Consider the following 23,973-nt stretch of genomic DNA (forward strand, 5'->3'; position numbering starts at 1 on the left):
GCTCTCACCTTCCAAACCGCCGCGCCCGCGACTGGAAGTCCCTGAGCGCCCGGAGGAAGTCCACCTTCCGGAGCAGCGCCCAGTTGACGTCGAGGAAGAAGAGTTCCGAGTAGACCGACTGCCAGATCAGGAAGTCGGTCAGGTGGTCGCCGCCGGTCTTGATGACCAGATCCGGCTCGTACTTGAAGGTGAGGTAGGACTCGAGCACGTCCTCGTCGACGGAGTCCGGGTCCATGCCGTCCTCGGCCATCCGCCGGACGCAGCAGGCGATCTCCTCCCGCCCGCTCTTTCCGATCGCGACCGTCACGTTCATCCCCTCGCCGCGGACCTCCTTTGTCTCGCGGTAGTGGAGCGTCAGGCGTGCGATCGAGGAGATTGTGCGGATACGGGGGAGGCAGCGCTCCAGCCGGGCCGGGTCGGGGGTGCTGATATGGAACATGGCGCTCCGGATCCCGAGGTCGCGGCACCACTCCGCGGCGCGGTAGAGGTTGTCCGGGGCATCGAGCATGTCCTGGCCGGTGATCATGAAGCAGATCTGCTCGGGAAGCGTGTGGAGGTCCGAGAGCAGGATCCTCTCGTAGAGGCGGTAGATCAAGACCGCCACTCCAGCAGCCCGGATAGTGAGAGGGCATTTAAGATCTCGTCCGGAGCGCACCAGCCCCGGCGTGCCAGCATGATCCCGTTACGCATATTTGCAAACTCGCCGGTGCGGTGAGCGTCGGTCCCTGCAGCCAGTTTCACTCCTCTCTTCTTCGCTTGCTGAATATAAATATCCTCAAGATCGAGCCGGTGGGGCGACGAGTTGATCTCGAGCGCGGTCTCCGTCTCCGCCGCGTGCGCCATGACGCGTTCGAGGTCGACCGCGTAGGGGGGCCGCCGGTCCAGAAGCCGGCCGGTGGGATGGCCGATGATATCGACGTGCTCGTTCTCCATCGCGGTGAGGATGCGCCGGGTCAGGACGTCCTGGTCCTGGGCGAACCCCGAGTGGACCGAGGCGATCACCAGATCGAGATCGGCGAGGACCCGGTTCTCGTAGCCGAGGCTCCCGTCGCTCCTGATATCCACCTCGCTCCCGCAGAGGAGCTCGCAGTCGTGCCCCCGGTTGATCTGCTCGATCGCGGCCCGCTGCTTTGCGAGGGCCTCCGGGCTCACCTTTGAAGAATGGTCGGTGATCGCGATGTACTCGTAGCCCCGCTCGTCCCCCGCCTCCGCCACGTCCTCAAGCGACTGCCTCCCGTCGCTCCAGACGGTGTGGGAGTGAAGGTCGCCCCGCACGTCGCAAAGGTCGATGAGGTCGGGGAGGGCGTGCCGGAGGGCGAGTTCGACCTCGCCGCGGTCCTCGCGGAGTTCCGGGGGGACGGCCTCCATGCCGAGGAAGGCGAAGACCTCTTCCTCGCTCGCGAAGGTGTGGAGCCGGCCGTCGGCGTCGACGAGGCCGTCGGGCGAGAGCCGGTAGCCTCTCGCGAGCGCCGCCTCCCCGAGCCTCTCCAGGAACCCGGCCGACCCCGTGGCGCAGAGGAGCGCGGTGCCGTACCGGGCAGGCTCGGTGAACCGGACCGAGAGAGGCGCTCCTCCGGCGACGGCGGCGATCCGGTCCGCGAGGCCGTCCGGGGCGGCGGTCGTCACGATTGCGACCCTCCCGATCGTGGGGGCGCCCCGGCGGTAACTCCCTGCAACGGCGTGCTCTCCGTCCAAAAAGAGCGCCGCGACCCTCGCGACCAGCGCCCCGGCCTGCGGCCGGGTCATCCGGTCCGGCCGGTCGCGGGACTGCCGGATCCCGCGTGCGATCATCTCCTCCTTCTTCGCCCCGAAACCGGGGAGCTTCCGGACCCGGCGGCTCTTCACCGCCCGCTCGAGATCGTCGAGCGTCAGGATGCCGAGCCTCTTCCAGAGGAGGTGCAGGGTCCGGGGTCCCACCCCGCTGATCTCGAGGAGGGCGATGAGCGATTCTGGGACGACGGCCCGGAGGTCGTCGAGTTCCTGAAACGACCCGGTCTGTGCGATCTCGCGGATCTCTCCGGCTATCCTCTCGCCGATCCCCGGGATGCGGATGAGTTCCTCCTCGCCGAGCCCCGCGACCGGGAGGGCGAGCCGCTCGACCTGCCGTGCCGCCCGCTCGTAGGCCCCGCTCCGGTGCCGGTCGTCCCCCGCGATCACGAGCAGGCGGCTCATCGATGCAAGCCGGTCGGCGATGGCCTCGTTTGTGACCTGCTCCTCCTCGCTCACCATTCCCGATCAAACCCCGGTTCTGTTGGCGCCTGATCCCATGGCACCATACAAACTCATAAACTGCTACAGGTAAAAAAGAATGTAGCATGCTTCCCTCCGCATTCGAGGATTACCTTGAAGCAATCCTCACGATCACGGGAGACGGCGGACGGCCGGCGACGCTCGCAGAGATAGCGGCGGCGCTCGGCACCGGGGCGGCGGCGGCCGAGACGACCGTCGATTCGCTCGCGGAAGAAGGATACCTGGAGCGGGTATCCGGCGACGCCGTCAGGCTGACCGCGAAGGGATCCACGGTGGCATCAACGGTGGCGCGGAAACACCGGGTCCTCCAGTGTTTCCTGACCGAGATGCTCGGCGTCGACGAGGCTGCGGCGGATAAAGAGGCCTGCACGCTCGAGCACGGCATCTCCGATGAGACGATCGAACGGCTCTCCTCCTACATGGGCGGCACCCGGTGCCCGCCGGGGCATCAGGGATGCTGCCGGGGTCGCGAAGCCTGCACCCTCCTCGACTGCAAGGAAGGGGATCTCGTCCGGGTGGCGATGGTCCGGGGAGCCCGGCGGAACCGCCGGCTCCTCGACCTCGGCATCTTCCCTGGCGAGGTCGTGGAGATCCGGCGCAAACTCCAGAACAAATCGGTCGTCGTCAGGGTAAAGGATTGCGACATCGCCATCAGCCCCGAGATCGCGGCGTCGATCCTCGTGGAGTCGTGTCCATGAAGTTCGCCCTGATCGGCAACCCCAGCGTGGGCAAATCCCTGATCTTCAACCAGCTCACCGGTCTCGGGGTCGAGGTGAGCAACTACCCCGGCACCACCGTCGAGCTGCAGCGGGGCAACACCTGCTTCCAGCGCGAGATCGTCGAGTTGATCGACCTCCCCGGCGTCTACTCGCTCGACGGGAGTTCGGACGAGGAAGCCCTGGCCCGCCGGCTCCTTGAAGCGCAGGAGGCCGACGCGGTCATCGCGGTCGTCAACGTCACGCGCCTCGAGCGCAACCTCTACCTCCTCCTCCAGGTGGCGGAGTACGGCATCCCGATGGTCGTCGTCCTGAACATGGCCGACGACGCCGCGCGGCAGGGGCTCGAGATCGACCCCGGCCCGATCCGCGACCTCCTCGGCGTCGAGGTGATCCAGGCGGCCGCAGCGCAGGGGAAGAACATCGACCGGATCATCCCGGCGGCTCTTGCCGCTTCCCCGCCGCGGATGGTCGAGATCCCCTACGACCACCATGTGGAGGCGGCCGTCAGGAGCCTTGAGAAGATGTTTGCGGCCGACCGGCGTGAGAGCCTCTTCGCGCTCCAGGGGCTCGGCGACAACCCGGACCTCCTCGAAGCGGCCGGCACGATCGCCGACGAGATCGAGTCCCGGCACCGGATGACGGTCGCTCAGATCATCGCGACCAACCGGCACAACTTCGCCCGCCGGATCGCCGACCGTGTCATCACGAAGGAGGCGCCGGCCCCCCGGACCGACCCCGACAGCATCCTGACACGGTTGATACCCGGGATCCCGATCCTCCTCTCGATCCTCATCGGGATGCTCCTCTTCGTCTTCGTCGTGGGTTCGTTCCTCGAAGGGATCATCGTGGAGCTCTTCGACCTCTTCGCGATAGAACCGTTCCTCGCGCTCTCGCTGCCTCCTCTCGCCGAAGAGCTGGGGATCTCCATCCTGCTCGCCCTCCAGGCCGGCCTGGGGATAGCCTTCCCCTACGTCTTCCTCTTCTACATCATCATCTCGATCCTCGAGGACTCAGGGTACATGACGCGGGCGGCGTTCCTCGCCGACAACGCGATGCACCGGGTCGGGATGCACGGGGGAGCGGTCATCCCCCTCACCCTGGCGTTCGGGTGCAACGTCCCGGCCGTGATGAGCATCCGGCTTCTCCGCTCCCGGCGGGAGCGGATCATCGCCTCGTTCCTGGTCACGATGGTCCCCTGCTCGGCGCGGACCGTCATCATCGCCGGGATCGTGGGGAGTTTCGTCGGTATCGGGGCGGCGTTCAGCGTCTACGGGATCGTCTTTGGCCTGATCCTCGCAACAGGCCTCGTCCTCTCCCGCGTGACCCCCGGCGATCGGTTCGGGATGATCATGGAGATGGTGCCCCTCCGGCGGCCCGACCCGAGGCTGGTGACGAAGAAGGCCTGGGCGCGCCTCTCGGAGTTCCTCTTCATCGCCATGCCCCTCCTCCTCGCAGGAAGCGTCGTCCTCGGCCTGCTCGAGTTCTTCGGTATCATGGCGATCTTCGGGAGCCTGATGGAGCCCTACACCACGGCCCTCCTCGGCCTGCCCGGCTACACGGCGACGGCGCTCATCTTCGGGATCCTCAGAAAGGAGATGGCGTTTGAGACCCTTGCGATCCTCGCGGGAACCGCCGATCTCGGTTCGGTCCTCACGTCCCTCCAGCTCTACATCTTTGCGGTCGTGACGGTCCTCTTCGTCCCCTGCCTCGCGACGATCACGGTCCTCCTGCGCGAAGTCGGCTCGAAGATCACGCTGGCGGTCACTGTCTATACCGTGGCGCTCGGCCTCCTCATCGGAGGCCTTATCTACCGTCTCCTGGCATAATACTCTGTAGCGCTATGTACCTCTACGAGACCGGCATCCCGGTGATCGACAGGGATTTCCGCGGCCTGCGGGCTGCGACGAACATCCTCCTTCTCGCGCCCCCCCTCTCCTACGCCGAACATCTCGCATACCGGATCGCCTACCCCCGCGACGGGGAGTGGACGGTCGTCCTCTCGACCGACGAGCGTGCCTCCGATGTCGCCGGGGCGTTCCGGCGGCAGGGGCCGGGCATGAACCGGGTCGGGATCATCGATGCCGTCACGAAGAGTTCGGTGCCGAACCTGCGGGACACGCCGAAGGCGAAGTTCGTCACGAGCCCCCTCGACCTGACGAGCATGGGGATCAAGTTCTCGCGGATGGTCGAGGATATGTGGAGAGAGGCGGTGATAGCCGAGCCGCCTGGCCCGATGCCCCCGCCGGTCCGGCTCTGCCTCAACTCGGTCTCGACGCTCCTCATGTACGCGCGGCTGGAGGTGACCTTCAAGTTCCTCCACGTCATCACGAACCGGGTCAAGAAACTCGAAGGGGTCGGGATCTACGTCCTCAACAGCGAGTCGTTCGATGAGCGGACGGTCTCGACGATCAAGCAGTTGATGAGCATGGTCATCGAGGTGAGGACGGACGACGGGCGGCAGTCGGTGGAGCGGGACTTCCGGGTCACGGGGATCCACGGCAGGACGACCCCCTGGATCCGTTACTTCTACGAGGATGGAGCGCTCACGATTGAGGGATGACGATGACACTCTTCTCGCCGCGTCCGGGGGCGGACCGGCCATGCTGACGTTCGTGGGCCTCGGCCTCTACGACCTCGGGGACATCTCGGTCAAAGGCCTTGAGTGTGTAAGGAATGCCGACGCCGTCTTTCTCGAGGCCTACACCTCCCGGCTGATGGGGACGGACGTCCCCGCGATGGAGGCGTTCTTCGGCAAAGAGGTCCGCGTGCTCGGACGCGAGGACGTCGAGCAGGACCCCCGCGAGATCCTCGATGCCGCCGCCACGGGCCGGGTGGCGTTCCTGACCGGGGGAGACCCGATGGTCTCGACGACGCACGCGGATCTCCGGATGCGGGCGGCAGCCGCGGGGATCGAGACCTCGATCATCCACGCCTCGTCGATATCGAGCGCCGTCTGCGGCCTTTCCGGCCTCCAGAACTACCGGTTCGGGAAGTCCTGTTCGGTGCCGTTCCCGGCGAAAGGCTGGTTCCCGACGGCCCCCGTCGAGACGGTCGCGGCGAACCTGGCCTTGAATCTTCATTCGCTCGTCTACCTCGACATCCAGAAAGACCGCTACATGCGCGTCTCAGAGGCGATCGCGATCCTCGAGGAGATGGCGGAGAAGGCCGGGATCGAGCCGCCCGCGCTCTACGTGGGGATCGCCCGGGCGGGCTCGGCGCAGCCGGTCGTCCGCGCGGGGACCGGCGCGAGACTGAAAGAGACGGACTTCGGGCCCCCGCTCCATATCCTCGTCGTGCCGGCGGAGCTCCACCCGGTGGAGCGGGAGTACCTGGAGGCCTTCGCCGGCCTATGATCCTTGAGGCGTACGGGGACCTCTTCTCCGCAGCTCTCCGCCGGACCTCCATCACGGTTCCGGGGGGGACCCTCCTCTACCTGGTGGCCGGCGAGGTGCTCGAGATGGCCGCCGCCTACCGGAGCGACGGCTTCTCGTTCCTTCATGGGGATGACCCGGTGAACGCGCTTGCCGCGTTTGCCTACGGGCTCGGCTGGCTGGACGCGGGCTCGCAGCTCGGTCTGCTCGGCCGCGAGGCTGCCCACTCCCCGGATACCGTCGACGCGGAGATCCCGGCATCACGGCAGGCCCACCTTGTCGAGAAGACCCACCGCTACCGGCGGATGCTCTCTGCCGCCCTCGCGGCGGCCGAAGTGGGGCCGGACGTCGCGAGCCCGCTCCACGCCGGGGCCCGGGCTTTCCACGCCGCGGCTGAATCCTGGTACGCGGAGGGCGTCGAGCACCTCGAGGGCGGCGACCTCCCCGGCGCCCTCGCCCGGTTCAGTTACGGCTACGCCTGGCTCGATGCCGGCGTCCGTGCGGGGCTCTTTGCGATCGCCGGCGACCGGGGACTCTTTACGGTATGAGGCTCCGGGGGATATCTTTTCTCGCCCGGAATAAACTCATCGTTAAATAGTTGCTGCACGATACTTTATTAGTCCGATTTCGGGTGTTTTTTCGTGAAATCGCCCGAAGGTCTGCCGGCCGGGGAACGTGGTGATGAAGAAGTCTCAGTGGAAGTGGCTGCTCGTCTCGATCGGGTTCAGCACTCTCGTCATGGCCGGCGTCCTGTACTTCACCGTCGACGAGACGACGATCGAGTACCTCAGCCGCGTGAGCCCGTTCTACCTGGCTCTTGCCGTCCTCCTCCACATCCTCTCGCTGGTCTTCTGGGCGATGCGGATCAAACTGATGTCGGCGTCGCTCGGCTACCGGGTGGGCTTGAAACACTGCCTGAACCTGGTCCTCGCCAACATGCTCGTCGCGGCGGTCACCCCGTCGCAGGCGGGCGGGGAGCCGGTCAGGGTCCACGAGCTCTACCGGGCGGGCGTCCCGGTCGGCGACGCCACCGCCGTCGTCGTGATGGAGCGGATCCTTGATGGGATCGTCCTCGGAGCCCTCGGCGCCTTCTCCATGCTCTTCCTCGGGAGGTACTGGAGCAGCCTCACCTCCGGCTTCAGCGGCGCGAGTCTCCTGATGTACTCCGCCTGGATCTTCGTCATCCTCGGCGTGCTGGCCTTCGTCTACTCGGTGAAGAACCCCGACAAGCTCAAGCGTGCCCTCAAGGGGATCTCCCGGTGGGTCGACCGGCGCCGGCGCGTCAAGAGACTCGATAGCCTCTTTGAGTCGATCGACCGCGAGGTGGACAACTTCAACTGCGGTCTCGTCAAGTTCGTGAACCACGGCAAGGTCGGCCTCGTCTGGGGATTCATCTTCACGGCGCTCTTCTGGTTCTCGGAGTTCGCCATAGCCTCGATGCTTCTTATGGGCCTCGGCCAGTCGCCCTTCATCATCGAGTCGTTCGTCGTCCAGCTCGTCCTCGCCGTCATCATGATGATCCCGCTCACGCCGGGCGGGTCGGGGGTCGCGGAGCTCGGCGCCACGTCGCTCTACAGCCTCTTCGTCCCGTCCGCGATCGTCGGCGTCTTCGTCCTCCTCTGGCGGCTGATCCTCTACTACCTCAACGTTTTCCTCGGCCTGCTGCCGGGTCTCTCCATCGTGCGGCGCGAGTTCCTCGCCCGGGCCGGAAAGCAGCGGCGGTGATTGACCCCAAGGTTTAAACACTATCAGGCTGATGGTCACAGGATCACATGACTGCTCAAAGTTGCAGGGTGCAGGGCGTCTTCATGTCGGTGAGCGAGATGGGAGCGGCGCCGACAGTCGTCCTGGACGCCGGGGCCGACAGCACCGTACCAATCTACGTCGGGCTCTGGGAAGCGATCTCGATCAATAACGCCTTAAATAGCGAGATGCTCCCCCGCCCCATCACCCACGACCTGATCATCGAGCTCTTCCGGAACTTCGATATCTCCCTCGACGGCCTGCACATCGACTCCCTGGAGGAAGGGGTCTTCTACGCCAAACTCCTCCTCCGGCAGGGGACCCGGACCGAGATCATGGACTGCCGGCCGAGCGACGGGATAGCCATCGCTCTCCGCTACCGGGCACCCATCATGATCGAGGACACGGTCGTCGAGTCCGCGGCGGTCAAAAAGGACGATCTGCCGAAGATGGTGGATCTAAAGGAGTATCTTTAGCGGTCGAAAGGCCGCTGAATGCCGGTGAACCGGGCCGCGACTCCCCGGGTGGGACTCCATAATCGCCTGGTACCACTCGATGTGAGTGGAGGCCGCCTCCTCGCGTGAGATACGGCTGTAGAGGCAGCAATTTGGTCTCACGCGAAGGCGCGAAGCCGCGAAATCCGGTCAGACATTGGTGAGCCCCTTCGCGTTCTTCGCGGCTTCGCGTGAGGCATGAGCCGGGTCCGGCCTCCCGGCGGCAACCCTGTTCTTGAAAAATATGGCTCTGTTGAAATGGTCTACACCCTCTGGAGAACACTCAGTTACGTGGAGAGGGTACTGGTGTGACCTCACGCGAAGCCGCGAAGGCGCGAAGCCTGAAATGGGTGTTGACAGCCTCTTTCGCGTTCTTCGCGGCTTCGCGTGAGTCAAGATGTATGGATAATCCTGCAATGGACTCGATCTCAGGGAGAGGGTTTCAACAGAGCCAAAAATATTACTTCCGGCGCGACGCCAGTTCCGCGAGCACGTCCTCGACATCCGTGCCCGAGGCCTTGAGCGCCACCAGGAAGTGGAAGAGAAGGTCGGCGGCTTCCGAGACCGTCCGTTCCGGGACCTGATTCTTTGCGGCAAGGATGAACTCGACCGCCTCTTCCCCGACCTTCTCGAGGGACTTGTCGACCCCCTTCCGGTGGGTCAGGACGGAGCTGACGTAGCTCTCGGCCGAGGGGTGCTCCGCACGGTCGAGGATGACCTCCCAGACCTCTTCGAGGACGGCCCAGTCACGCATGGGTCTCCTCCTCCCGTGCCAGGACCTCGCCGAGGTCGGTATCGAAGTAGCGGGAGAGCAGAAGCCGCGCTTTCTCGATGGTGCATCCCCCTTTCCCGATGGCTATGCCGAGATCGCCCTTGTTGATATAGATGGTGAGCCTCCCGTCCTCCTCGCGGCGGGTGCCGACCACCTGGGCCGGTTTGAAGACGTTCCGGGTGAACGTCTCGACCTCCGAGGAGTACTCGACCATCTCGGTCCGCCTCCCGAGGACCCGCTGCATCTTGCGGATGTTGCTTCCCTTTCTTCCGATGGCGAGGCCCATATCTCCTTCTTTTATGATGTATACGATGCGGTCGAAGCGCTCGTCGATGATGCAGTCGAGCGCCGTCGCCCTGGTAAGAATTCTCAGCTCTTCGATGTATCTTCGTTCTTTAAAACATATTGTTCGTATCATTAGAGAAGTCCCCGATGGGAATGATGCGGTATGATATAGTCGCTCGGGGAATATATATCTAGGTTCCTTTCGTTCCTGCCGGGCTAGCACTTCTGCAGGATCACCTTGATGGCCGCTCCTTCTCCCGGTCTGCCGGGTATGCGGTCCGCCGCCCAGACGCGGCCGCCGTACCGGGCGACGAGGGTCTTGACGATATGGAGGCCGAGTCCCCTGCTCCCCGACGCGGACGCGGTCTTGTTCCCCCGGTCGAACCGGTCGAAGATGTTGGGCTTTAAGTGGTCCGGTATGCCGATACCGTTGTCGGCGATCGTCATCGTCACGGTATCGGCGGTCTCCGTGACGGAGATCTCGACCCTGACCTTCATCCCCCCGAACTTGACGCTGTTGCTGATCAGGTTCGATACGACGTCTTCGAGGAGGGGGCTCGCCCAGACCATGCGGCTCTCCGGCTCGTAGCGGATGTCGATCCCGGCGTAGCGCCGGATCTGACTCTCGACGATCCTGTTCAGGTCGACCGGTTCGAGTCGGATCCGGTGCTCGTCGAGCGCATTTAGGAGTTCGACGTTCTTGATGACGGTGATCCCCTGCTCGACCGTGTTCTTGACCCTCTGCGCGAGTTCCGCCTCCTCGCCGGAGAGCCGCTCGCGGAGCATCTCGATGACCGTCGCCGCGACCATGCTGGTGTTGTAGATATCGGTCCCGAGCAGGTCGAGGTAGAGGCCGGCTTTCCGGCCGGTCTCCTGGAGGGCCCGATCGCGGAGGAGGTCGCCGGAGATGTCGCGGCAGACCCCGGCGGCCGAGGCGATCTTCCCCGCCGAGTCGTGCAGGGGGTGGATGATGATCTGGAACGGCCGCCGGTCGCCGCCCCAGGTCAACGACCGGGTCTCCGTGATGACCTCTCCCCCGGCGATCGCTCTCTGCGCGGCCCCGACCAGGAACTCCGCCTCATCGGCCGGGAAGAGGGCGCGGGCGCTCCTGCCCACGACCTCTTCGGTATCGGGGGCGCCGGTCCGGAAGAACCGGGTGAAGATGCCGTCCCCGTCGAGGGTGAAGATCATGCCGGGCAGGGAGGCCGCGAGGATCCGGACCTGCTCCTCCGGGATGCCGGGGTCCGTCTCCGCAGAGGCGTCCCGGAAGGTCTCGAGCACCCCGGCGAGCCTGCCGGCTTCGTCGTGGAGGGGGGCCGCCATGCAGACGACGGCTCTCCCGGACGCGAGGGGGATCCGCGACTCGGCGAGCATCCCTTCGCCCTCGTGGGGCAGCAGACGGTAGTCGCCGCTCCCGGGCTCGTCCCGGGCCAGGACGCAGTCCGCAAGCGTGGGGCGCTTCTCGCCGAAGAGCGCCTGCCCGTGGGCAAAGCCGTCTCTCCCGACGATCTCCTCCGCGGAGACGCCCGTATACTGTTCCATGCCGTTGTTCCAGACGACGACCCGCCCTGCGCAGTCGAGGACAAGTGCCGGCTGCTCCAGGTGGTTGAAGATACTCATGGGTATTCGGCTGCAGTTCGTGGACTCGCTGAATCGTTTCTGGTTCATCTTCACACGCATCACCCGGGAACGGCTCTCGCCCCCTATAAAGCCGCCAGCCGATCCACCGGATCTCGCGGGTGTCTCTCGTGCTGGCGGGTGCCGCGTCATGCACTCTTGCCGGCCCCGGCCCCGGGGATCGCCCTGCCTTTCTGCGGCTGCTTCGGCGGCCGTCATGAAGACAGGGCGATCCCGGGGTCCGGGACGAACGCGCTGGAAAAAGTGTCTGGAAGCGCCGGTTAAAAGGGTGTCTGTTTATTCCTTCAGGTATATATCTCCCGTGGGATGTAATATTTATACTTTGCCTGATGACTCCGGTGCATATCCGCCACTGTTTGATCTATCGCTCCGTTTTACACTTTCCCGGGCTTAACGGCCCACTCACAGTACCCTTTTGCCCGCGGGTGCGGGAACGCGGGAGAGGCCGTCTGGGGCCGGTGAAGTAACTTAATATTTGAGTATTTGCAGATCATAGATGATGTTCGGGCGCTACATGGGCTCTTTTCATCGGGAATACGGCGATATTATGGTGGAGGCCGAGCGGGCTAACGGTCTTCTCACCTACCGGCGCAGGTGCGGGGAGCAGACGTTCGAGCGGATCCTGGTCACGAAGACGGGCGAGATGATCATCAACCCGGTGGAGCCGGTCAATCTCCCCAAAGAGATCACGAACTACCTCCAGGTGGAGTTCTCCCCGATGGTCCTCGAGCCCGGCACCACCCAGACGGTCTACCTGAAGTTCCCCGTTGAGATCGGCGTCTTCCTCGAGTCTGCAAAGGACATCGAGGTGCTGGACGTCTTCGCCAACGGCAGCCAGAAGTACACGCTCTACGGTCCCCAGACGAACGGGGTCATCGCCCGGTACCACCGGAGCGCGGTCTACTCCGAGATCCCCTCAGTCGAGTGCTTCTGCGAGGGCGTGATGGAACTCTCCATCACGAACGCATCCCGCGAGTGGGTGGAGGTCTCGCAGGTCGTCTTTGACAGCACCGATATGAAGATCTACTACAACGACTTCGTGACGACCACCGCCACGATGAACATCATCAGCGCCAACCTGGCGGAGACGGACTTCGTCGACGCGCCCCTCCGGCCGGGGATGGTGAAGTCCGTCGAGCTCTATGCGGCCCGCAAGATCCCGGTGATCAACCGGGGCTACCTGATGGAGTGGGGATTCACATGAACTTCAACGTGACCGAGATCCTGGAGATGCCCGTCGGCATCGGGGATATCACCCTCGAGCATCTCGTCTACTTCATCGTCATCCTCACCCTCGGCGTCACCGTCGCGAGGATCGTCTCAAAGAACGTCCGACGAGCCCTCACGGACAGGTTGCCCAAGAGCGAGCGCGAACTGGTGACGAAACTGATCTACTACGTCATCGTCGTCTGGGCCTTCGTCTTCGCCCTCCCGCAGCTCAACGTCGACCTCTCCGGTCTCCTGGTGGCCGGAGGAATCGTCGGTCTGGTCATCGGTTTCGCAAGCCAGAGCGTCGTCTCGAACCTGATCTCCGGTCTCTTCCTGATGTTCGAGCGCCCGATCAAGATCGGCGACAACATCAACGTATCGGGCGTCACCGGCAGCGTCGAGGACATCCGCGTCCTCTCGACCGTCGTCAAGATGTACGACGGGATCTATGTCCGGATCCCGAACGAGAAGATCTTCACCTCGAACATCACGAACTACGTCCAGAACGCGGCCCGGAGGTTCGAGTACGAGATCGGGATCCGGTACCAGGACGACGCGGACAAGGCGATCCGGATCACCAGAGGGGTCATCGCGAGCCACCCCTTCGCGCTGAAGAACCCGGCCCCCTCGGTCTACGTCGACAACCTCGGTGACGACGGGGTCAACCTGATGGTTCGCATCTGGGCGCCGGCCCGGGAATGGTGGGATGTCAGGACCGACCTCCTCTGGAGGATCAAGCAGGAACTCGAAGCGAACGGCATCGAGATGCCCTTCCCGCAGCGCACTGTCTGGTTTGCCGACGGACTCGAGGTGAAGAACCGGGCTGCCCGAAAGAACGAGAGGGAGGAGTAACCCTTTTTTTCAGACCCGGTGCACCCTCCCGGCCCCACCCGGCCGGAAGGAGTCCGGGTAACGCCCCGCGAGGTCCCCTATCCTATCGGTGCAGTGGGATGCGGAGAGGTACTTCACCCCGGCGAGGGCCCCGACGTCCTCGTCGGTGACGGTGTGCAGCCCGCCGATGACGCCCCATACCGGCCCGACCTCTGAGACCCGATCGACTATCCGGCCGACGTGGGGGTGGGCGCACCCGGTGACGACCAGGTAGCCGTCCGGCACGGCGATCGCGAGCGACTGTTCGCGGATATCGGTCCCGAGCGGTCCGGTCGCCGCGATCCCCTCAGCGATCCCGGTCCAGCCGGCCGTGATCCGGGGCTCGGTGTACTCCCGGATGAGCGCGAGCGTCTTTTCGGAGAAACCGTCGTGGACGTAGACCTCCATCGACGGGTTTGCCGCGAGGATCGCCGCGATGCCGCCGATATGGTCGTGGTGGTCGTGGGAGAGGACGAGCGTTCCCACGGCCGCGGGATCGATGCCGAGCGCCTGCATGTTCCTGAGGAGGACGTCGCCGCGCTCCCCGGTATCGAAGAGCAGCCCCGCCTCCTCTACCAGGCAGGAGAACCCCCAGTCGGGGGTGAGCCCCTCCCGGCAGGGGATGTTGTTGTAGACCTCGATGATGGTGGGCATAGAAGAGACTCCACCTACCTGATCATCCCTCGGGGGCGATTATCCTTCCCGATGAGGCAGGAGGCCGGGTCCGGGGCTCGGAGCACCCCGGACCTGCAGACGAAAAATGGGTTTGCGAGAGGGTTACACGATGACGTAGGAGATGGAGACGCTCGCGGTCACGTCGATCTCACCGGCCTCGAGCGGGGTCGGGACGGCGCTGCCCACCGCCTTCTCCATGCCCATGTAGCGGCTGTCGTAGGCCATGGGGATGTAGTTGTTCCCGACGTTGACCTCTTTGACGTCGACGATCCTCTTGCCGAGGGCCGCGGCGACCGCGTCCGCGTCGCCCCGCGCCTGCGCCACGGCGGCGGTCAGGGCCTGGGAGCGGAACTCCTGCTGCCTTGCGTCGCTTAAGGTGAACGCGAACCGGTCGACCCGGTTTGCACCGTTCGCGACGGCGATGTCGACGATCTCGCCGGCACGGTTGACGTCGTTTAGCGTGACTTCAAGGGTGTTGGTGACGCGGTAGAACCTGACCTTTGAGTCGCCGAAGGGCCGGCTGTCGCTCTCGGTCACCGGGTAGATGCTGTAGGCGGCGGTCCTGATGTCCCTGGCCGGGATGCCGGCGTTCTTCAGGGCGTTGATCACGGTGTCCATCTTCCGGGCGTTCTCTTGCTGCGCCGTCTTGACGTCGGCGTGCTCGGTCTCGACCGCGAAGACGATGACGGCCTGGTCGGGCGTGGTCGTCACTTTGCCGGTGCCGAAGACATAGATCAGTTTGTCTTTAGATTCCTCCGGGAGCTGGGCGGTGACGTTCCCGATCACCGCTGCGCAGAGGACCATCAGGGCGATCCCCAGAAGTGCTGTCTTTCCTCGCATAAGTATCAATCATCTCTTGGTTCGGTCAAAATAAATATCTTGCTTTAGCTACGAGAATTTTCGTAACTTTACTTTGAGGAATCGCTAAACGGGGTGTTTATATTTGGATTTGAGTCGCCGCTCACTCCCCGCCGCTCTCCGGGATCAGCCCGGCCGCCGCCACCAGCCGGGCGATCAGGACCGCGATATAGAGGGTCCCGCTCACGGTCTCGAGCAGGGCAAGCGACCGGGCCTGGTCGGTGAGCGGCGTGATGTCGCCGTAGCCCAGCGTCGCGAGGGTGACGAAGCTGTAGTAGATGAACGTGGGGAAGGTGAAGGCCGCGTCCGGCTGGCTGCTCGCAAACGATCCGGGGTTGACGGTCTCGACGAGGCTGTAGGCGGTCGCCCAGGTGAGGCCCATGAGGAGGTAGACGGAGACCGCTCCGGAGATGGTGTCGGAGGTGACCCGGCGTGCACTGACGACCCGCAGGAGGCAGATGAGTGCGGTGAAGGCGTAGAAGAGGAGCGTGAAGATGCTCTCGGCAGTGCCGAGGGCGGGGACCCCGGTGATGATATAGAGCCAGCCCAGGCCGAAGGCGGGGACGGCGAGGAGGGCGGCGATCACGACCTGCCGCCGCCGGTTGCTCACGGCGTAGACGCCGGTGGTCAGGACAAACCACGAGAGCACTTTCAGGGCGATCGGGTCTGCGCCCACGTAGGGGTAGACGGCGAGCAGGAGGATGAGGGCGGCGAGGAGGTAGTGGAACTGCATGGCCCTGGCGCGGGCGAGGTACCGGGCGAGAGGCCCTCTCATGCTCCGGCCTCCAGGGCCCTGATCGCGTCGAGCATCTCCCCGGCGGACCGGTAACGGTCGGCGGGGTCTTTTGCGAGGCAGCGGAGGATGACCGCATCAAGCCCCGCGAGGGCGGGGTCGAGCGCCGACGGGGGAGCCGGCTCTGCGTTCCTGACGGCGAGGGCAAGTTCCCCGGCCCCTTCGCCGGCAAACGGGGTTTTGCCCGTCGCCATCTCATAGAGGACGGCGCCGAGCTGGTAGATGTCGGTCGCGGCCCCCGTCCGCCCGAACCGTTCCGGGTCTATCTGTTCGGGGGCCGCGTAGGCGAGGGTGAACCCGGCGGCACCGGTCTCCCGGGTCTCCGCCGGCCTCGTGCTCGTCCCCCAGTCGGCGATCTTCGGCGTCAGGTCGTCGGCAAGAAGGATGTTGCCGGGCTTGATGTCGCGGTGGACGATACCCCGCCCGTGGGCGTAGGCGAGCCCGGCGGCGATCCCGGCAGCGATCCGGAGGGCTTCGGCCGGCGGGAGGGGTTTTTTCAGGCTATCGAGGCTCCGGGGCAGGTACTCCATCTCGACGAACGGGATGGGGAGGATGTTGACCGAGCGGACCCGGACGATGTTCGGATGGACCAGGTCCTCCTGGAACCGCATCTCCCGCATGAAGGTCTTCCCGGTCGCCTCGTCGTAGGAGACCGGGACCTTGACCGCCACGGTCATGCCGTCGTCGCCTCTCATCGCGGAGAAGACCTGGCCGAGCCCCCCTCTCCCGACGAAGGCGACCCGGTCGTAGCGGCCGGCAAGTTCCGCCGGGAACCCTGGCGGGTGGAGGGGCGGCATCGTCTGATATGCGTCGGGCGGGACGGTGGCCGCCGCCGCCTCTTCCTGCGGCCTCCTGAGGTGCATGCCGATTGCGGCGCCGGCGCCGACCAGGAGGAGGGCGAGGAGAACCCCCGGCCAGGGGGACCCGTCCTGGCCGGGGCTTGCAACGGTCTCCGTCGGCACCGGGGTGACGGTCGCTTCCGGTGACGGAAGGGCGGTCGGGGTTGTCGCCGGCGTGACGGTCGGTTCCGGCGAGGGGACTGTCGTGGGCGTGGGCTCCGGCGTGGTGCCGCCTTTGCCGTTGTCCGGCTTCTTTGTGGCCTCGAGAGCCTTCTCTGAGGCGCTGGAGTGCTCCGGGGGGCCTCCCGCGCCGGCTACCGCGGGGACGAGGGCGGCGAGAAGGAGGGCGGCCGCGAAGAGGAGGGCCGCCATCCGGTCAGGCCGCATCCGGCGGTCGCACCCCCCCGGGCAGGACGAAGACGAGCGTCGCCCCCGAAGGCCCCTTCGCGAGTTCGACGAGGTCGCCGTCGCAGAGCTCCCGCTTCGCCCCCCGCCCGACCTCGTTCCCGTTCACGAAGGTCCCGCCCGTGCTGCCGGAGTCCTCGATGAACCAGGCGCCCTGCCGCCGGGTGAGCCGGGCGTGCGGGCGCGAGACCCGGGTGACCGCCGCGTACTCCTCGCCGAGCACGATCTCCTGCCCGGACCGCGGGGGCGCGTCCGGGTCCGCCCGGCCCAGGGCGACACTCTCCTCCCCGACCGGGAAGACCTTCCCGTCGTCCGCCCCCCCAAGGAGGATGAGGGCCGGGCTCTGGTCGGCGAACTCGCCCGAGAACGTCTCCCGGACACCGGCAAGCTTCTCTGCGAGCACGGCGTCCGTGAGCGTCAGGTTCAGGTTCGCAAACAGTCCGAGACTCCTCGTGATCGCCTCAAGCCCCCCCGGCACGAGCGAGTACTTCCAGACCGGGTGGACTCCCTTCGCCGTCGGCCGCGAGAGGCCCGCCTCCTTCCGGACGACCCCGATGCCCATCAGTTTGTCGAGGTGCTTCTTGGTGTTCTCGTAACTCGTCTCGATCTCGTGGGAGATCTGCCGGACGTCCTTGGGTTTCCGCTCGATCACCTTCAGGATCTTCAGGCGCGTGCTGCTGCTCAGCACGTCCAGGTATTCGGAGAGTTCCTGTAAGTCGTCGGTGCTGGTATCGAGGATCAGTGTCCTTGAGTCGTCGTCGCGGGTCATGGCTCTCCTGCCGGCCTCCTATAGTGGTATGGTTTCGCGAGGCCGCTGATGAAGGTTGTGCACCGGGGCGGGGCGGGCTGCCGCTCCAGCGGGAACCTGCAGAACGGGGGAGTTCCGGCCTGGATCATGTTTATACCGGAGGACCGATCAGGAGGGGGACATGCTTGGCGATATCGAGGCGGTGCAGCAGCGGGCCGTGATGGTGGAGATCGAGGAGATGATCCAGTCGACCCCCGACCATGCCGACATCCGGAAGGCGCTCACGGCGCTCGACTTCGTGCCGAAACAGGACGACGCCGAAGTCGCAATCTGGGTGCATCCCGTTCTGCGGATCTTCGTCCTGCTCCAGATGAACGTCGGGGGCGGCTACGCGGGCTACAAGGTCGCGACCTACGAGGACCTTGAACGCCCCGGAAGGGAGTTCGTCGGCTACAACGCCCGGTGACGCCTTCGTCCCCCCTCCCCCACCCGCCGTCCCTGGCCGGGTCAGGTTTATCCGGGTGTACGCAGTATCCCGTCCGCATGCGAGAACAGATACTGGTTGACCGGGAGCAGCAGGAGGCCATGAGGGGCAGGGTCCGGGAGGCGATCGCCGGCGGCGAGACTTACGACGAGATCCGCAAGGCGCTCAAAGATCTCGGTTTCCAGGCGAAGGAGGACAACCCCGCCCTCGGCCTCTGGGAGAACCCCGAGCACGAGCTCTTCGTCATGGTCCACATGGACCCCCAGACCGGCAGGCTGCGGGACTCCGATGTCCGGACGTTCGAGGAGACCGAAGGGGACGAGTGACCGCCAACTTCAGGGATCGGCGACGAGCATGATGTAGCCGCCGATGAGGACGACGACGAAGACGAGGATGGTGACGGGTATCGCAAGCGTCCGTTCAAGCACGGCAAAGAATTCCACGCCCGTGATCTCCCCGACGAGCACGAAGAGCCGGAAGAGGAACGTGACCAGGAAGACGGCGCCGAAGGCGTTGAAGACCGGGGCCGGCAGGTTCAGCGGGAAGACGAGGACGCCGAAGAGGTCGCCGAGGAGGAAGAGCGCCGTGATCAGGAAGAGGAGGCCGAGGCTGGCGTTGAGGAACTCCACGATCCGGATAAAGATCGGCGACTGGACGTAGTCGCCGGAGAGGATGTTCAAGACGGCGAGGAGGATCAGGAAGACGATGAATCCGGCTATCCTTGAGATGAGGATGCCGCCGACCGACTCCTTCTTCCGCTCCCGCACCGCGATCCCTCAGTGAGGGAGTGCCTTCCACCCATATGGAGCTACCGGCGGTGATCTCTCCGGCCTGCTGGATTTATCTGCCGGCGGCGCCAATGCCGGGGGGGTGACAGAGGCGTGGCGGAACGGTTGCCGGTGACGAACCTCGAGGTCGCGGCGGCGTTCTACGAGGTCGCCGACCTCCTCGAGATCAAGGGCGTCCCCTTCAAGCCGCAGGCCTACCGGCGGGCGGCCCTGGCGCTTGAGGCCCTGCCGGAGGATCTCGCGGACGTCGTCAGGGAGGACCGCCTCGACGAGATCCCCGGCGTGGGGAAGGGCATCGCCGACAGGATCCGGGAGTTCGTCGGGACCGGAAGCCTCGCGCTCCTCGCCGCTCTCCGCGAGGAACTCCCGGAGGGAGTGCAGCACCTGACCCGGCTCGAGGGGATCGGGCCGAAGAAGGCGATCGCGCTCTCCCGCGACCTCGGCATCCGGACCGTCGACGACCTGGAGGCGGCGGCAAAGGCCGGCCGGGTCCGGGACCTGCCCGGCTTCGGGGAGAAGACGGAGCAGAAGATCCTCGAGAGCATCCTTCTGTACCGGACGGCAAAGGGGCGCCACCTCCTCGGCCGCATCCTCCCGGTCGCCCGCGAGATCGAGGCGCGGCTCGCGTCACTCCCCTCCGTCCGGCAGGTCAGTCTCGCCGGCTCGATACGCCGGCGGAAGGAGACGATCGGGGACGTCGATATCCTCGCGGCCTCGTCACGCCCCGAGGAGGTGATGGAGGCCTTCGCCACCCTCCCCGGGGTCGAGCGGGTCCTCGTCCGGGGGCCGACGAAGACCTCGGTGGTCCTCGCGACCGGCATCCAGGTCGACCTCCGGGTGGTGGAGGGCGGGCATTTCGGGGCGGCGCTCCAGTACTTCACCGGCTCGAAGGAGCACAACATCGCGATGCGAAAACTCGCGATCGCGCGGAACTGGCGGTTGAACGAGTATGGGCTCGTCGACCTTGCGACCGGGGAGACGGTCGCGGGAGAGGACGAGGCCGGGATCTACCGTGCGTTCGATCTCGCCTGGATCGAGCCCGAACTCCGGGAGGACCGGGGCGAGCTCGAGGCCGCCCGGACCGGGACACTGCCCGACCTCGTCGGCTACGGCGCCGTCCGGGGCGACCTCCACGTCCACACCCGCTGGAGCGAGGGCGCCCACTCCGTGGCCGAGATGGCGGAGGCGGCGCGGGCTCTCGGCTACGAGTACATCGCCATCTGCGACCATGCCGAAGCCCTCCATATCGCCCGCGGCCTCTCTCCCGAACGCCTGGCCGACCAGGCCCGCGAGATCGAGCGGGTCAACCGGGAGAACGGCGGTGAATTTACTGTCCTCACCGGGACGGAGTGCAACATCGATCTCGATGGGAACCTCGACTTCCCCGACAGCCTTCTCGCCGACCTCGACGTCGTCGTCGCGAGCGTCCACTCCGGGTTCAACCAGACCGAGCGGGAGATGACCGAACGGGTCGTCGCGGCGATGGGAAACGAGCACGTGGACATCATCGGCCACCCGACGGGCCGGATCCTCCTCTCCCGCGAGCCCTACCGGATCGATCTCTCCGCGGTCTCTGAGGCCGCGGCGACGCTCGGCGTCCTGCTGGAGATCAACGCCTACCCCGGCAGGCTGGATCTCTCCGACGTCAACGTCCGCTCGGCCCGCGGGCACGGCGTCTCCTTCTCGCTCGGCTCCGACGCCCACAACAAGGAGAGCCTCCGGCAGATGGAGTTCGGGGTCGCGGTCGCCCGGCGGGGCTGGCTCACGCCGGAAGCGATCGCGAACACCCGGCCGCTTCAGGAACTCCGGGGGTTCCTGCGGTAGCGGTTCTCACACCCTGCCGGTTCCTGGAACTCACGCGAAGCCGCGAAGTGCGAGCGTAGCGAGCTTGAGCACCGTCAGGTGCGAAGTGCGATGTTCCGTTAGGAACGGAGCTCGAGCACCATCAGGTGCGAGGAACGCGAAAGGGGCTGCCGGTCATTTCTTCGCGGCTTCGCGCCTTCGCGTGAGATCCTGGGTCCGAGAACAGCCCCCGGAACCGAAAAAAAGTTAACTGGTGGTCTCCGCCCTCACCGGGGCGCCGACGATGTCCACGAGCCGGATCTCGAACGTCAGCGGCTGGCCGGCGAGGGGATGGTTCGCGTCGAGCGTCACGGTCGACTCCGAGACATCGCTGACGGTCACGACGGCCGCCCTCCCGTCCGGCTGCTGCACCTGGAGGTGCTGGCCCGGTTCGGGCTCGATCTCTTCGGGGAACTGCCCCCGGTCGACCGTCAGCATCATATCGTCCCGCCGCTCGCCGTAGGCCTCCTCGGGCCGGATGGTCGTGCTCTTCGTCTCCCCCGGCTCCATCCCGACGACGGCCTGCTCGAACCCGGGGATGATCTGCCCGCTCCCGATGGTGAACTCAAGGGGAGAACTCTCATCGGAGGAGTCGAAGACCGTGCCGTCTTCCAGTTTCCCGGTATACTGCACCCTGACGGTATCGCCTTCTTTTGCCTGTACCATGCTGCTTCACCGGCGGGGTGGTGATCGCCGGTTCCTATTTATGAGTGCCGGTCCCTCACCTGCCGCCCCGGCGGACGGCGTGGAGGACCCCCATCACGCCCCGCACATCGTAGCCGGGCGTCCGTTCGATCGTGAAGTCATAGTGTTTCCCGATGTAATCGAGAAGCCTGCGGTTCACCGCCCCCCCGATCGGAGGCATGTGGAGCTCCATCTCGATCCGCCGCACGGAATCGAGGTCCTGCGGCCGGATCGTCCACTCGGCGCCCTCGCAGTCGCATTTCAGGAAGTCGCACCCCCCGGCCGCATCGGCGAACGCACCGAGGCTCCGGGTCGTCACGGTGACGGTCCCCCCGCCCCAGGCGATCCGCTGCCTCCCCCCATCGCCGAGCGCCCCGGCGACCACCGTGACGCCGGCGCCGTTCGCCCTGACGTTCTCGCGGAGGACCTCCGCGAGGACGGGTTCGACCGCCAGGACCCGGCCGGCTCGCCGGGCGGCCCTGATGCAGAAGGCTCCCACGTTCGCCCCGATATCGATGACGATATCGTCCGGCCGGATGTCGTCGAAGTGGTACTCGCCGACGACGTAGACGGCGTCGGCGCCCGGCGGCATCCTCCTGAAGGTCACGCCGTCGGCGGTGGTGACCGTATGCGGGGCATCTGGATCCATTGCGCTCTCTAGCGTTTGGGTCCCGGCATATATGGGCGTTCCTCCCGGCGTTGCGGGCCGCGCTCCACCGCAACGGGGGCCCCGCGCTCTCCCGTCCGGAGCCGCCCGGGAGGGTCCGATTCATGCCCCTTTATTAACCTTTTTTGTAATTCCCCTCGTCGACGAGAGCGGCGTGTGCTCCTTTTAGACCTCAATGTGTCGCGTTATTAGAAATCTGGCTTATTAAAATTAATATAATAATAACGATATTTTTATAATGCCGGCATGCCGATGCTGTATCGTAGTACGTCTCTACATAATCTATTGAGGGGAGATCTGCGATGGCCTACATGAACGGAATAACCTGCATCTGCGACAACGGCCGGACACTCGAGGACCACCGGCCCATCGTCGGCGACGACGTCATCTCCGGAATCTACCGCAAAGCGGTGGCGCTCCAGGGGAAGAGAGTCCTCCATGTGAACTCGACCTACCAGAGCGGCGGCGTTGCGGAGATGATCCTCTCGCTGGTTCCGCTCATGAACGACGTCGGGGTCAAGACCCAGTGGAATATCCTGACCGGCGAGGGCGACTTCTTCACGATCACGAAGAACTTCCACAACGCGCTCCAGGGACAGCCGATAGCCTTCTCTGACATGGAGAGGGGCCTCTACCTCCAGACGAACGAGTGCTTCTCCGGGCAGATGGCGATCGACCACGATCTCGTGGTCGTCCACGACCCGCAGCCCCTGCCGCTGATCCGGTTCTACCAGAAGACCCAGCCCTGGGTCTGGCGCTGCCACGTCGACCTCTCGAACCCCGACCCCGCGCTCTGGGAGTTCCTCAAGGGCTTCGTCCTTGACTACGACCGGATGGTCATCTCCCACGACCAGTACCGGCGGTGCGGGATGCCGATGGAGCAGCGGATAATCCGGCCGGCGATCGACCCGCTCTCGGAGAAGAACCGCGACCTCTCCGAGGCCGAGATACAGGACCTGCTCACACAGTACAACGTGCCGATCGACAAGCCCCTGATCACCCAGATCTCGCGCTTCGACAAGTGGAAGGACCCCGAAGGCGTCGTCGACGTCTTCATCGAGGTCAAAAAGCATGTCGACTGCAGGCTGATCCTCTGCGGGAGCATGGCCCCCGACGACCCCGAAGGCTGGGAGATCTACCGGCGGGTCGAGGAGAAGGCGCGGCCCTACATCGAGACCGGCGACGTCATCCTGATCACCGCCGAAGACCACCTGCTGGTCAACGCCCTGCAGCGGGTCTCCTGCGTCATCCTCCAGAAGTCGCTCAGGGAGGGCTTCGGCCTGACCGTCACCGAGGGGCTCTGGAAGGGCCGGCCGGTCATCGCCTCGCGTGTCGGCGGGATCCCGCTCCAGATCGAGGACGGCGAGACCGGGTTCCTCCTCGACCCGACCGACACGGACGGGTTTGCCTGGAGGATCCGGCAGGTCCTCGAGAACCCCGAACTCGGCGAGAGGCTCGGCCGGGCCGGCAAGGAGCACGTCAGGAAGCACTTCCTGATCACCCGGCTCCTCACCGACTACCTGGAGATGCTCCACGCCGAACTGAACACCTGAAAGAAAAGATATTCCTCAACTATTATCGGAGGGCGGGCCGTGCGGGATATTCACGGCCGCCCTCTTCTCCGGGTGCCCGGCAGAATCGCGCCCGACTCCGGGCACCCGTCTCTGGTGAAGGGCAGAGGTCCGCATGGCCGACCGGACCCGGCGCACCTGTTTATCGTCCTGTATTGTGGGTCAAGGGCAGGTCGTATGGATGGTTTTCGATGGCGATGAGACTTCGGAAAATTCAGAGGCTTCACCGGACCCGTTGACGCAACCACCCCCCTTCGTTGGGGAGAGG

The 23,973-nt window shown here is 65.4% G+C and carries 26 protein-coding genes; 13 read left to right on the top strand and 13 right to left on the bottom strand.

Annotation, left to right across the window (positions count from 1 at the left end; translation table 11 throughout):
* Positions 1–4 precede the first annotated feature (4 nt).
* Both F8E02_RS11955 and F8E02_RS11960 read right to left on the bottom strand, forming a co-directional pair.
* Positions 5–595, bottom strand: a complete 591-nt coding sequence (locus tag F8E02_RS11955; RefSeq protein ID WP_317066044.1) for an undecaprenyl diphosphate synthase family protein — start codon at positions 593–595, stop codon at positions 5–7.
* Positions 592–2,229, bottom strand: a complete 1,638-nt coding sequence (locus tag F8E02_RS11960) for a helix-hairpin-helix domain-containing protein (protein WP_317065822.1) — start codon at positions 2,227–2,229, stop codon at positions 592–594. The genes F8E02_RS11955 and F8E02_RS11960 overlap by 4 nt, the downstream gene beginning before the upstream one ends.
* Before the next feature lie 86 nt (positions 2,230–2,315).
* On the opposite strand from F8E02_RS11960, the gene F8E02_RS11965 reads away from it, so the two are divergent.
* The 7 genes from F8E02_RS11965 to F8E02_RS11995 all read left to right on the top strand — a co-directional run bounded on the left by F8E02_RS11965 (position 2,316) and on the right by F8E02_RS11995 (position 8,559).
* Complete coding sequence (locus F8E02_RS11965; RefSeq protein WP_317065823.1) at positions 2,316–2,948, top strand: metal-dependent transcriptional regulator; 633 nt, start codon at positions 2,316–2,318, stop codon at positions 2,946–2,948.
* Positions 2,945–4,795 carry a ferrous iron transport protein B gene (gene feoB, locus F8E02_RS11970; RefSeq protein WP_317065824.1) on the top strand — a complete coding sequence of 617 codons (1,851 nt, stop codon included), beginning with the start codon at positions 2,945–2,947 and terminating at the stop codon, positions 4,793–4,795. Before F8E02_RS11965 ends, feoB begins: the two co-directional genes overlap by 4 nt.
* Before the next feature lie 14 nt (positions 4,796–4,809).
* The gene (locus tag F8E02_RS11975; protein WP_317065825.1) at positions 4,810–5,529 is read left to right on the top strand and encodes an RAD55 family ATPase; all 720 of its coding nucleotides are present in this window, start codon (positions 4,810–4,812) and stop codon (positions 5,527–5,529) included.
* A gap of 40 nt (positions 5,530–5,569) precedes the next feature.
* On the top strand, positions 5,570–6,322 hold the full coding sequence (dph5, locus tag F8E02_RS11980; protein WP_317065826.1) for a diphthine synthase: 753 nt from the start codon (positions 5,570–5,572) through the stop codon (positions 6,320–6,322).
* A complete protein-coding gene (locus F8E02_RS11985) occupies positions 6,319–6,888 on the top strand; it encodes a DUF357 domain-containing protein (RefSeq protein ID WP_317065827.1) in 570 nt (189 codons plus the stop codon). The genes dph5 and F8E02_RS11985 overlap by 4 nt, the downstream gene beginning before the upstream one ends.
* A gap of 133 nt (positions 6,889–7,021) precedes the next feature.
* Positions 7,022–8,065: a lysylphosphatidylglycerol synthase transmembrane domain-containing protein gene (locus tag F8E02_RS11990; protein WP_317065828.1), complete on the top strand. Its 1,044-nt coding sequence runs from the start codon at positions 7,022–7,024 to the stop codon at positions 8,063–8,065.
* A gap of 47 nt (positions 8,066–8,112) precedes the next feature.
* Positions 8,113–8,559 (top strand): bifunctional nuclease family protein, encoded by a 447-nt coding sequence (locus tag F8E02_RS11995; protein ID WP_317065829.1) that lies wholly within the window; start codon positions 8,113–8,115, stop codon positions 8,557–8,559.
* Between the two features lie 478 nt (positions 8,560–9,037).
* On the opposite strand, the gene hisE is transcribed toward F8E02_RS11995, so the two are convergent.
* The 3 genes from hisE to F8E02_RS12010 all read right to left on the bottom strand — a co-directional run bounded on the left by hisE (position 9,038) and on the right by F8E02_RS12010 (position 11,314).
* Entirely contained in the window at positions 9,038–9,331 is a 294-nt protein-coding gene (gene hisE / locus F8E02_RS12000; RefSeq protein ID WP_317065830.1) for a phosphoribosyl-ATP diphosphatase, read from the bottom strand.
* On the bottom strand, positions 9,324–9,767 hold the full coding sequence (locus tag F8E02_RS12005) for a NusA-like transcription termination signal-binding factor (protein ID WP_317065831.1): 444 nt from the start codon (positions 9,765–9,767) through the stop codon (positions 9,324–9,326). Before F8E02_RS12005 ends, hisE begins: the two co-directional genes overlap by 8 nt.
* An 83-nt stretch (positions 9,768–9,850) precedes the next feature.
* A complete protein-coding gene (locus F8E02_RS12010; RefSeq protein ID WP_317065833.1) occupies positions 9,851–11,314 on the bottom strand; it encodes a sensor histidine kinase in 1,464 nt (487 codons plus the stop codon).
* 505 nt (positions 11,315–11,819) lie between these two features.
* On the opposite strand from F8E02_RS12010, the gene F8E02_RS12015 reads away from it, so the two are divergent.
* Entirely contained in the window at positions 11,820–12,476 is a 657-nt protein-coding gene (locus F8E02_RS12015; RefSeq protein WP_317065834.1) for a DUF432 domain-containing protein, read from the top strand.
* Positions 12,473–13,333 carry a mechanosensitive ion channel family protein gene (locus F8E02_RS12020; RefSeq protein ID WP_317065835.1) on the top strand — a complete coding sequence of 287 codons (861 nt, stop codon included), beginning with the start codon at positions 12,473–12,475 and terminating at the stop codon, positions 13,331–13,333. Before F8E02_RS12015 ends, F8E02_RS12020 begins: the two co-directional genes overlap by 4 nt.
* A gap of 9 nt (positions 13,334–13,342) precedes the next feature.
* Here the strand turns inward: F8E02_RS12020 and F8E02_RS12025 are convergent, their stop codons facing one another.
* The 5 genes from F8E02_RS12025 to F8E02_RS12045 all read right to left on the bottom strand — a co-directional run bounded on the left by F8E02_RS12025 (position 13,343) and on the right by F8E02_RS12045 (position 17,690).
* Complete coding sequence (locus F8E02_RS12025) at positions 13,343–14,005, bottom strand: MBL fold metallo-hydrolase (RefSeq protein ID WP_317065836.1); 663 nt, start codon at positions 14,003–14,005, stop codon at positions 13,343–13,345.
* A gap of 123 nt (positions 14,006–14,128) precedes the next feature.
* Positions 14,129–14,866, bottom strand: coding sequence for an SIMPL domain-containing protein (locus F8E02_RS12030; protein ID WP_317065837.1), 738 nt, complete (start codon positions 14,864–14,866; stop codon positions 14,129–14,131).
* A gap of 121 nt (positions 14,867–14,987) precedes the next feature.
* Positions 14,988–15,659, bottom strand: a complete 672-nt coding sequence (locus tag F8E02_RS12035) for a potassium channel family protein (RefSeq protein ID WP_317065839.1) — start codon at positions 15,657–15,659, stop codon at positions 14,988–14,990.
* Positions 15,656–16,903 (bottom strand): serine/threonine-protein kinase, encoded by a 1,248-nt coding sequence (locus F8E02_RS12040; RefSeq protein ID WP_317065840.1) that lies wholly within the window; start codon positions 16,901–16,903, stop codon positions 15,656–15,658. The genes F8E02_RS12035 and F8E02_RS12040 overlap by 4 nt, the downstream gene beginning before the upstream one ends.
* Positions 16,893–17,690 carry an FHA domain-containing protein gene (locus F8E02_RS12045; protein ID WP_317065841.1) on the bottom strand — a complete coding sequence of 266 codons (798 nt, stop codon included), beginning with the start codon at positions 17,688–17,690 and terminating at the stop codon, positions 16,893–16,895. Before F8E02_RS12045 ends, F8E02_RS12040 begins: the two co-directional genes overlap by 11 nt.
* Before the next feature lie 160 nt (positions 17,691–17,850).
* Here F8E02_RS12045 and F8E02_RS12050 point away from each other — a divergent pair, with 160 nt between their 5' ends.
* Both F8E02_RS12050 and F8E02_RS12055 read left to right on the top strand, forming a co-directional pair.
* On the top strand, positions 17,851–18,135 hold the full coding sequence (locus F8E02_RS12050; RefSeq protein WP_317065842.1) for a hypothetical protein: 285 nt from the start codon (positions 17,851–17,853) through the stop codon (positions 18,133–18,135).
* A 77-nt stretch (positions 18,136–18,212) separates the two neighbouring features.
* Positions 18,213–18,479 carry a hypothetical protein gene (locus F8E02_RS12055; protein WP_317065844.1) on the top strand — a complete coding sequence of 89 codons (267 nt, stop codon included), beginning with the start codon at positions 18,213–18,215 and terminating at the stop codon, positions 18,477–18,479.
* A gap of 9 nt (positions 18,480–18,488) precedes the next feature.
* Here F8E02_RS12055 and F8E02_RS12060 read toward each other — a convergent pair whose 3' ends face one another.
* Positions 18,489–18,920, bottom strand: coding sequence for a hypothetical protein (locus tag F8E02_RS12060; protein ID WP_317065846.1), 432 nt, complete (start codon positions 18,918–18,920; stop codon positions 18,489–18,491).
* Positions 18,921–19,034: 114 nt separating this feature from the next.
* Between F8E02_RS12060 and polX the strand changes: the two genes are divergently transcribed.
* Positions 19,035–20,765 (top strand): DNA polymerase/3'-5' exonuclease PolX, encoded by a 1,731-nt coding sequence (gene polX / locus F8E02_RS12065; RefSeq protein ID WP_317065847.1) that lies wholly within the window; start codon positions 19,035–19,037, stop codon positions 20,763–20,765.
* A gap of 225 nt (positions 20,766–20,990) precedes the next feature.
* Here the strand turns inward: polX and F8E02_RS12070 are convergent, their stop codons facing one another.
* On the bottom strand, positions 20,991–21,449 hold the full coding sequence (locus tag F8E02_RS12070; protein WP_317065849.1) for an FKBP-type peptidyl-prolyl cis-trans isomerase: 459 nt from the start codon (positions 21,447–21,449) through the stop codon (positions 20,991–20,993).
* A gap of 55 nt (positions 21,450–21,504) precedes the next feature.
* Positions 21,505–22,116 (bottom strand): FkbM family methyltransferase, encoded by a 612-nt coding sequence (locus F8E02_RS12075; protein ID WP_317065850.1) that lies wholly within the window; start codon positions 22,114–22,116, stop codon positions 21,505–21,507.
* A 320-nt stretch (positions 22,117–22,436) separates the two neighbouring features.
* Here F8E02_RS12075 and F8E02_RS12080 point away from each other — a divergent pair, with 320 nt between their 5' ends.
* Entirely contained in the window at positions 22,437–23,687 is a 1,251-nt protein-coding gene (locus F8E02_RS12080) for a glycosyltransferase (RefSeq protein ID WP_317065851.1), read from the top strand.
* Positions 23,688–23,973 lie beyond the last annotated feature (286 nt).

Source organism: Methanoculleus caldifontis (genome assembly GCF_032842345.1).
In the GTDB taxonomy this organism is placed as follows: Archaea; Halobacteriota; Methanomicrobia; order Methanomicrobiales; family Methanoculleaceae; genus Methanoculleus; species Methanoculleus caldifontis.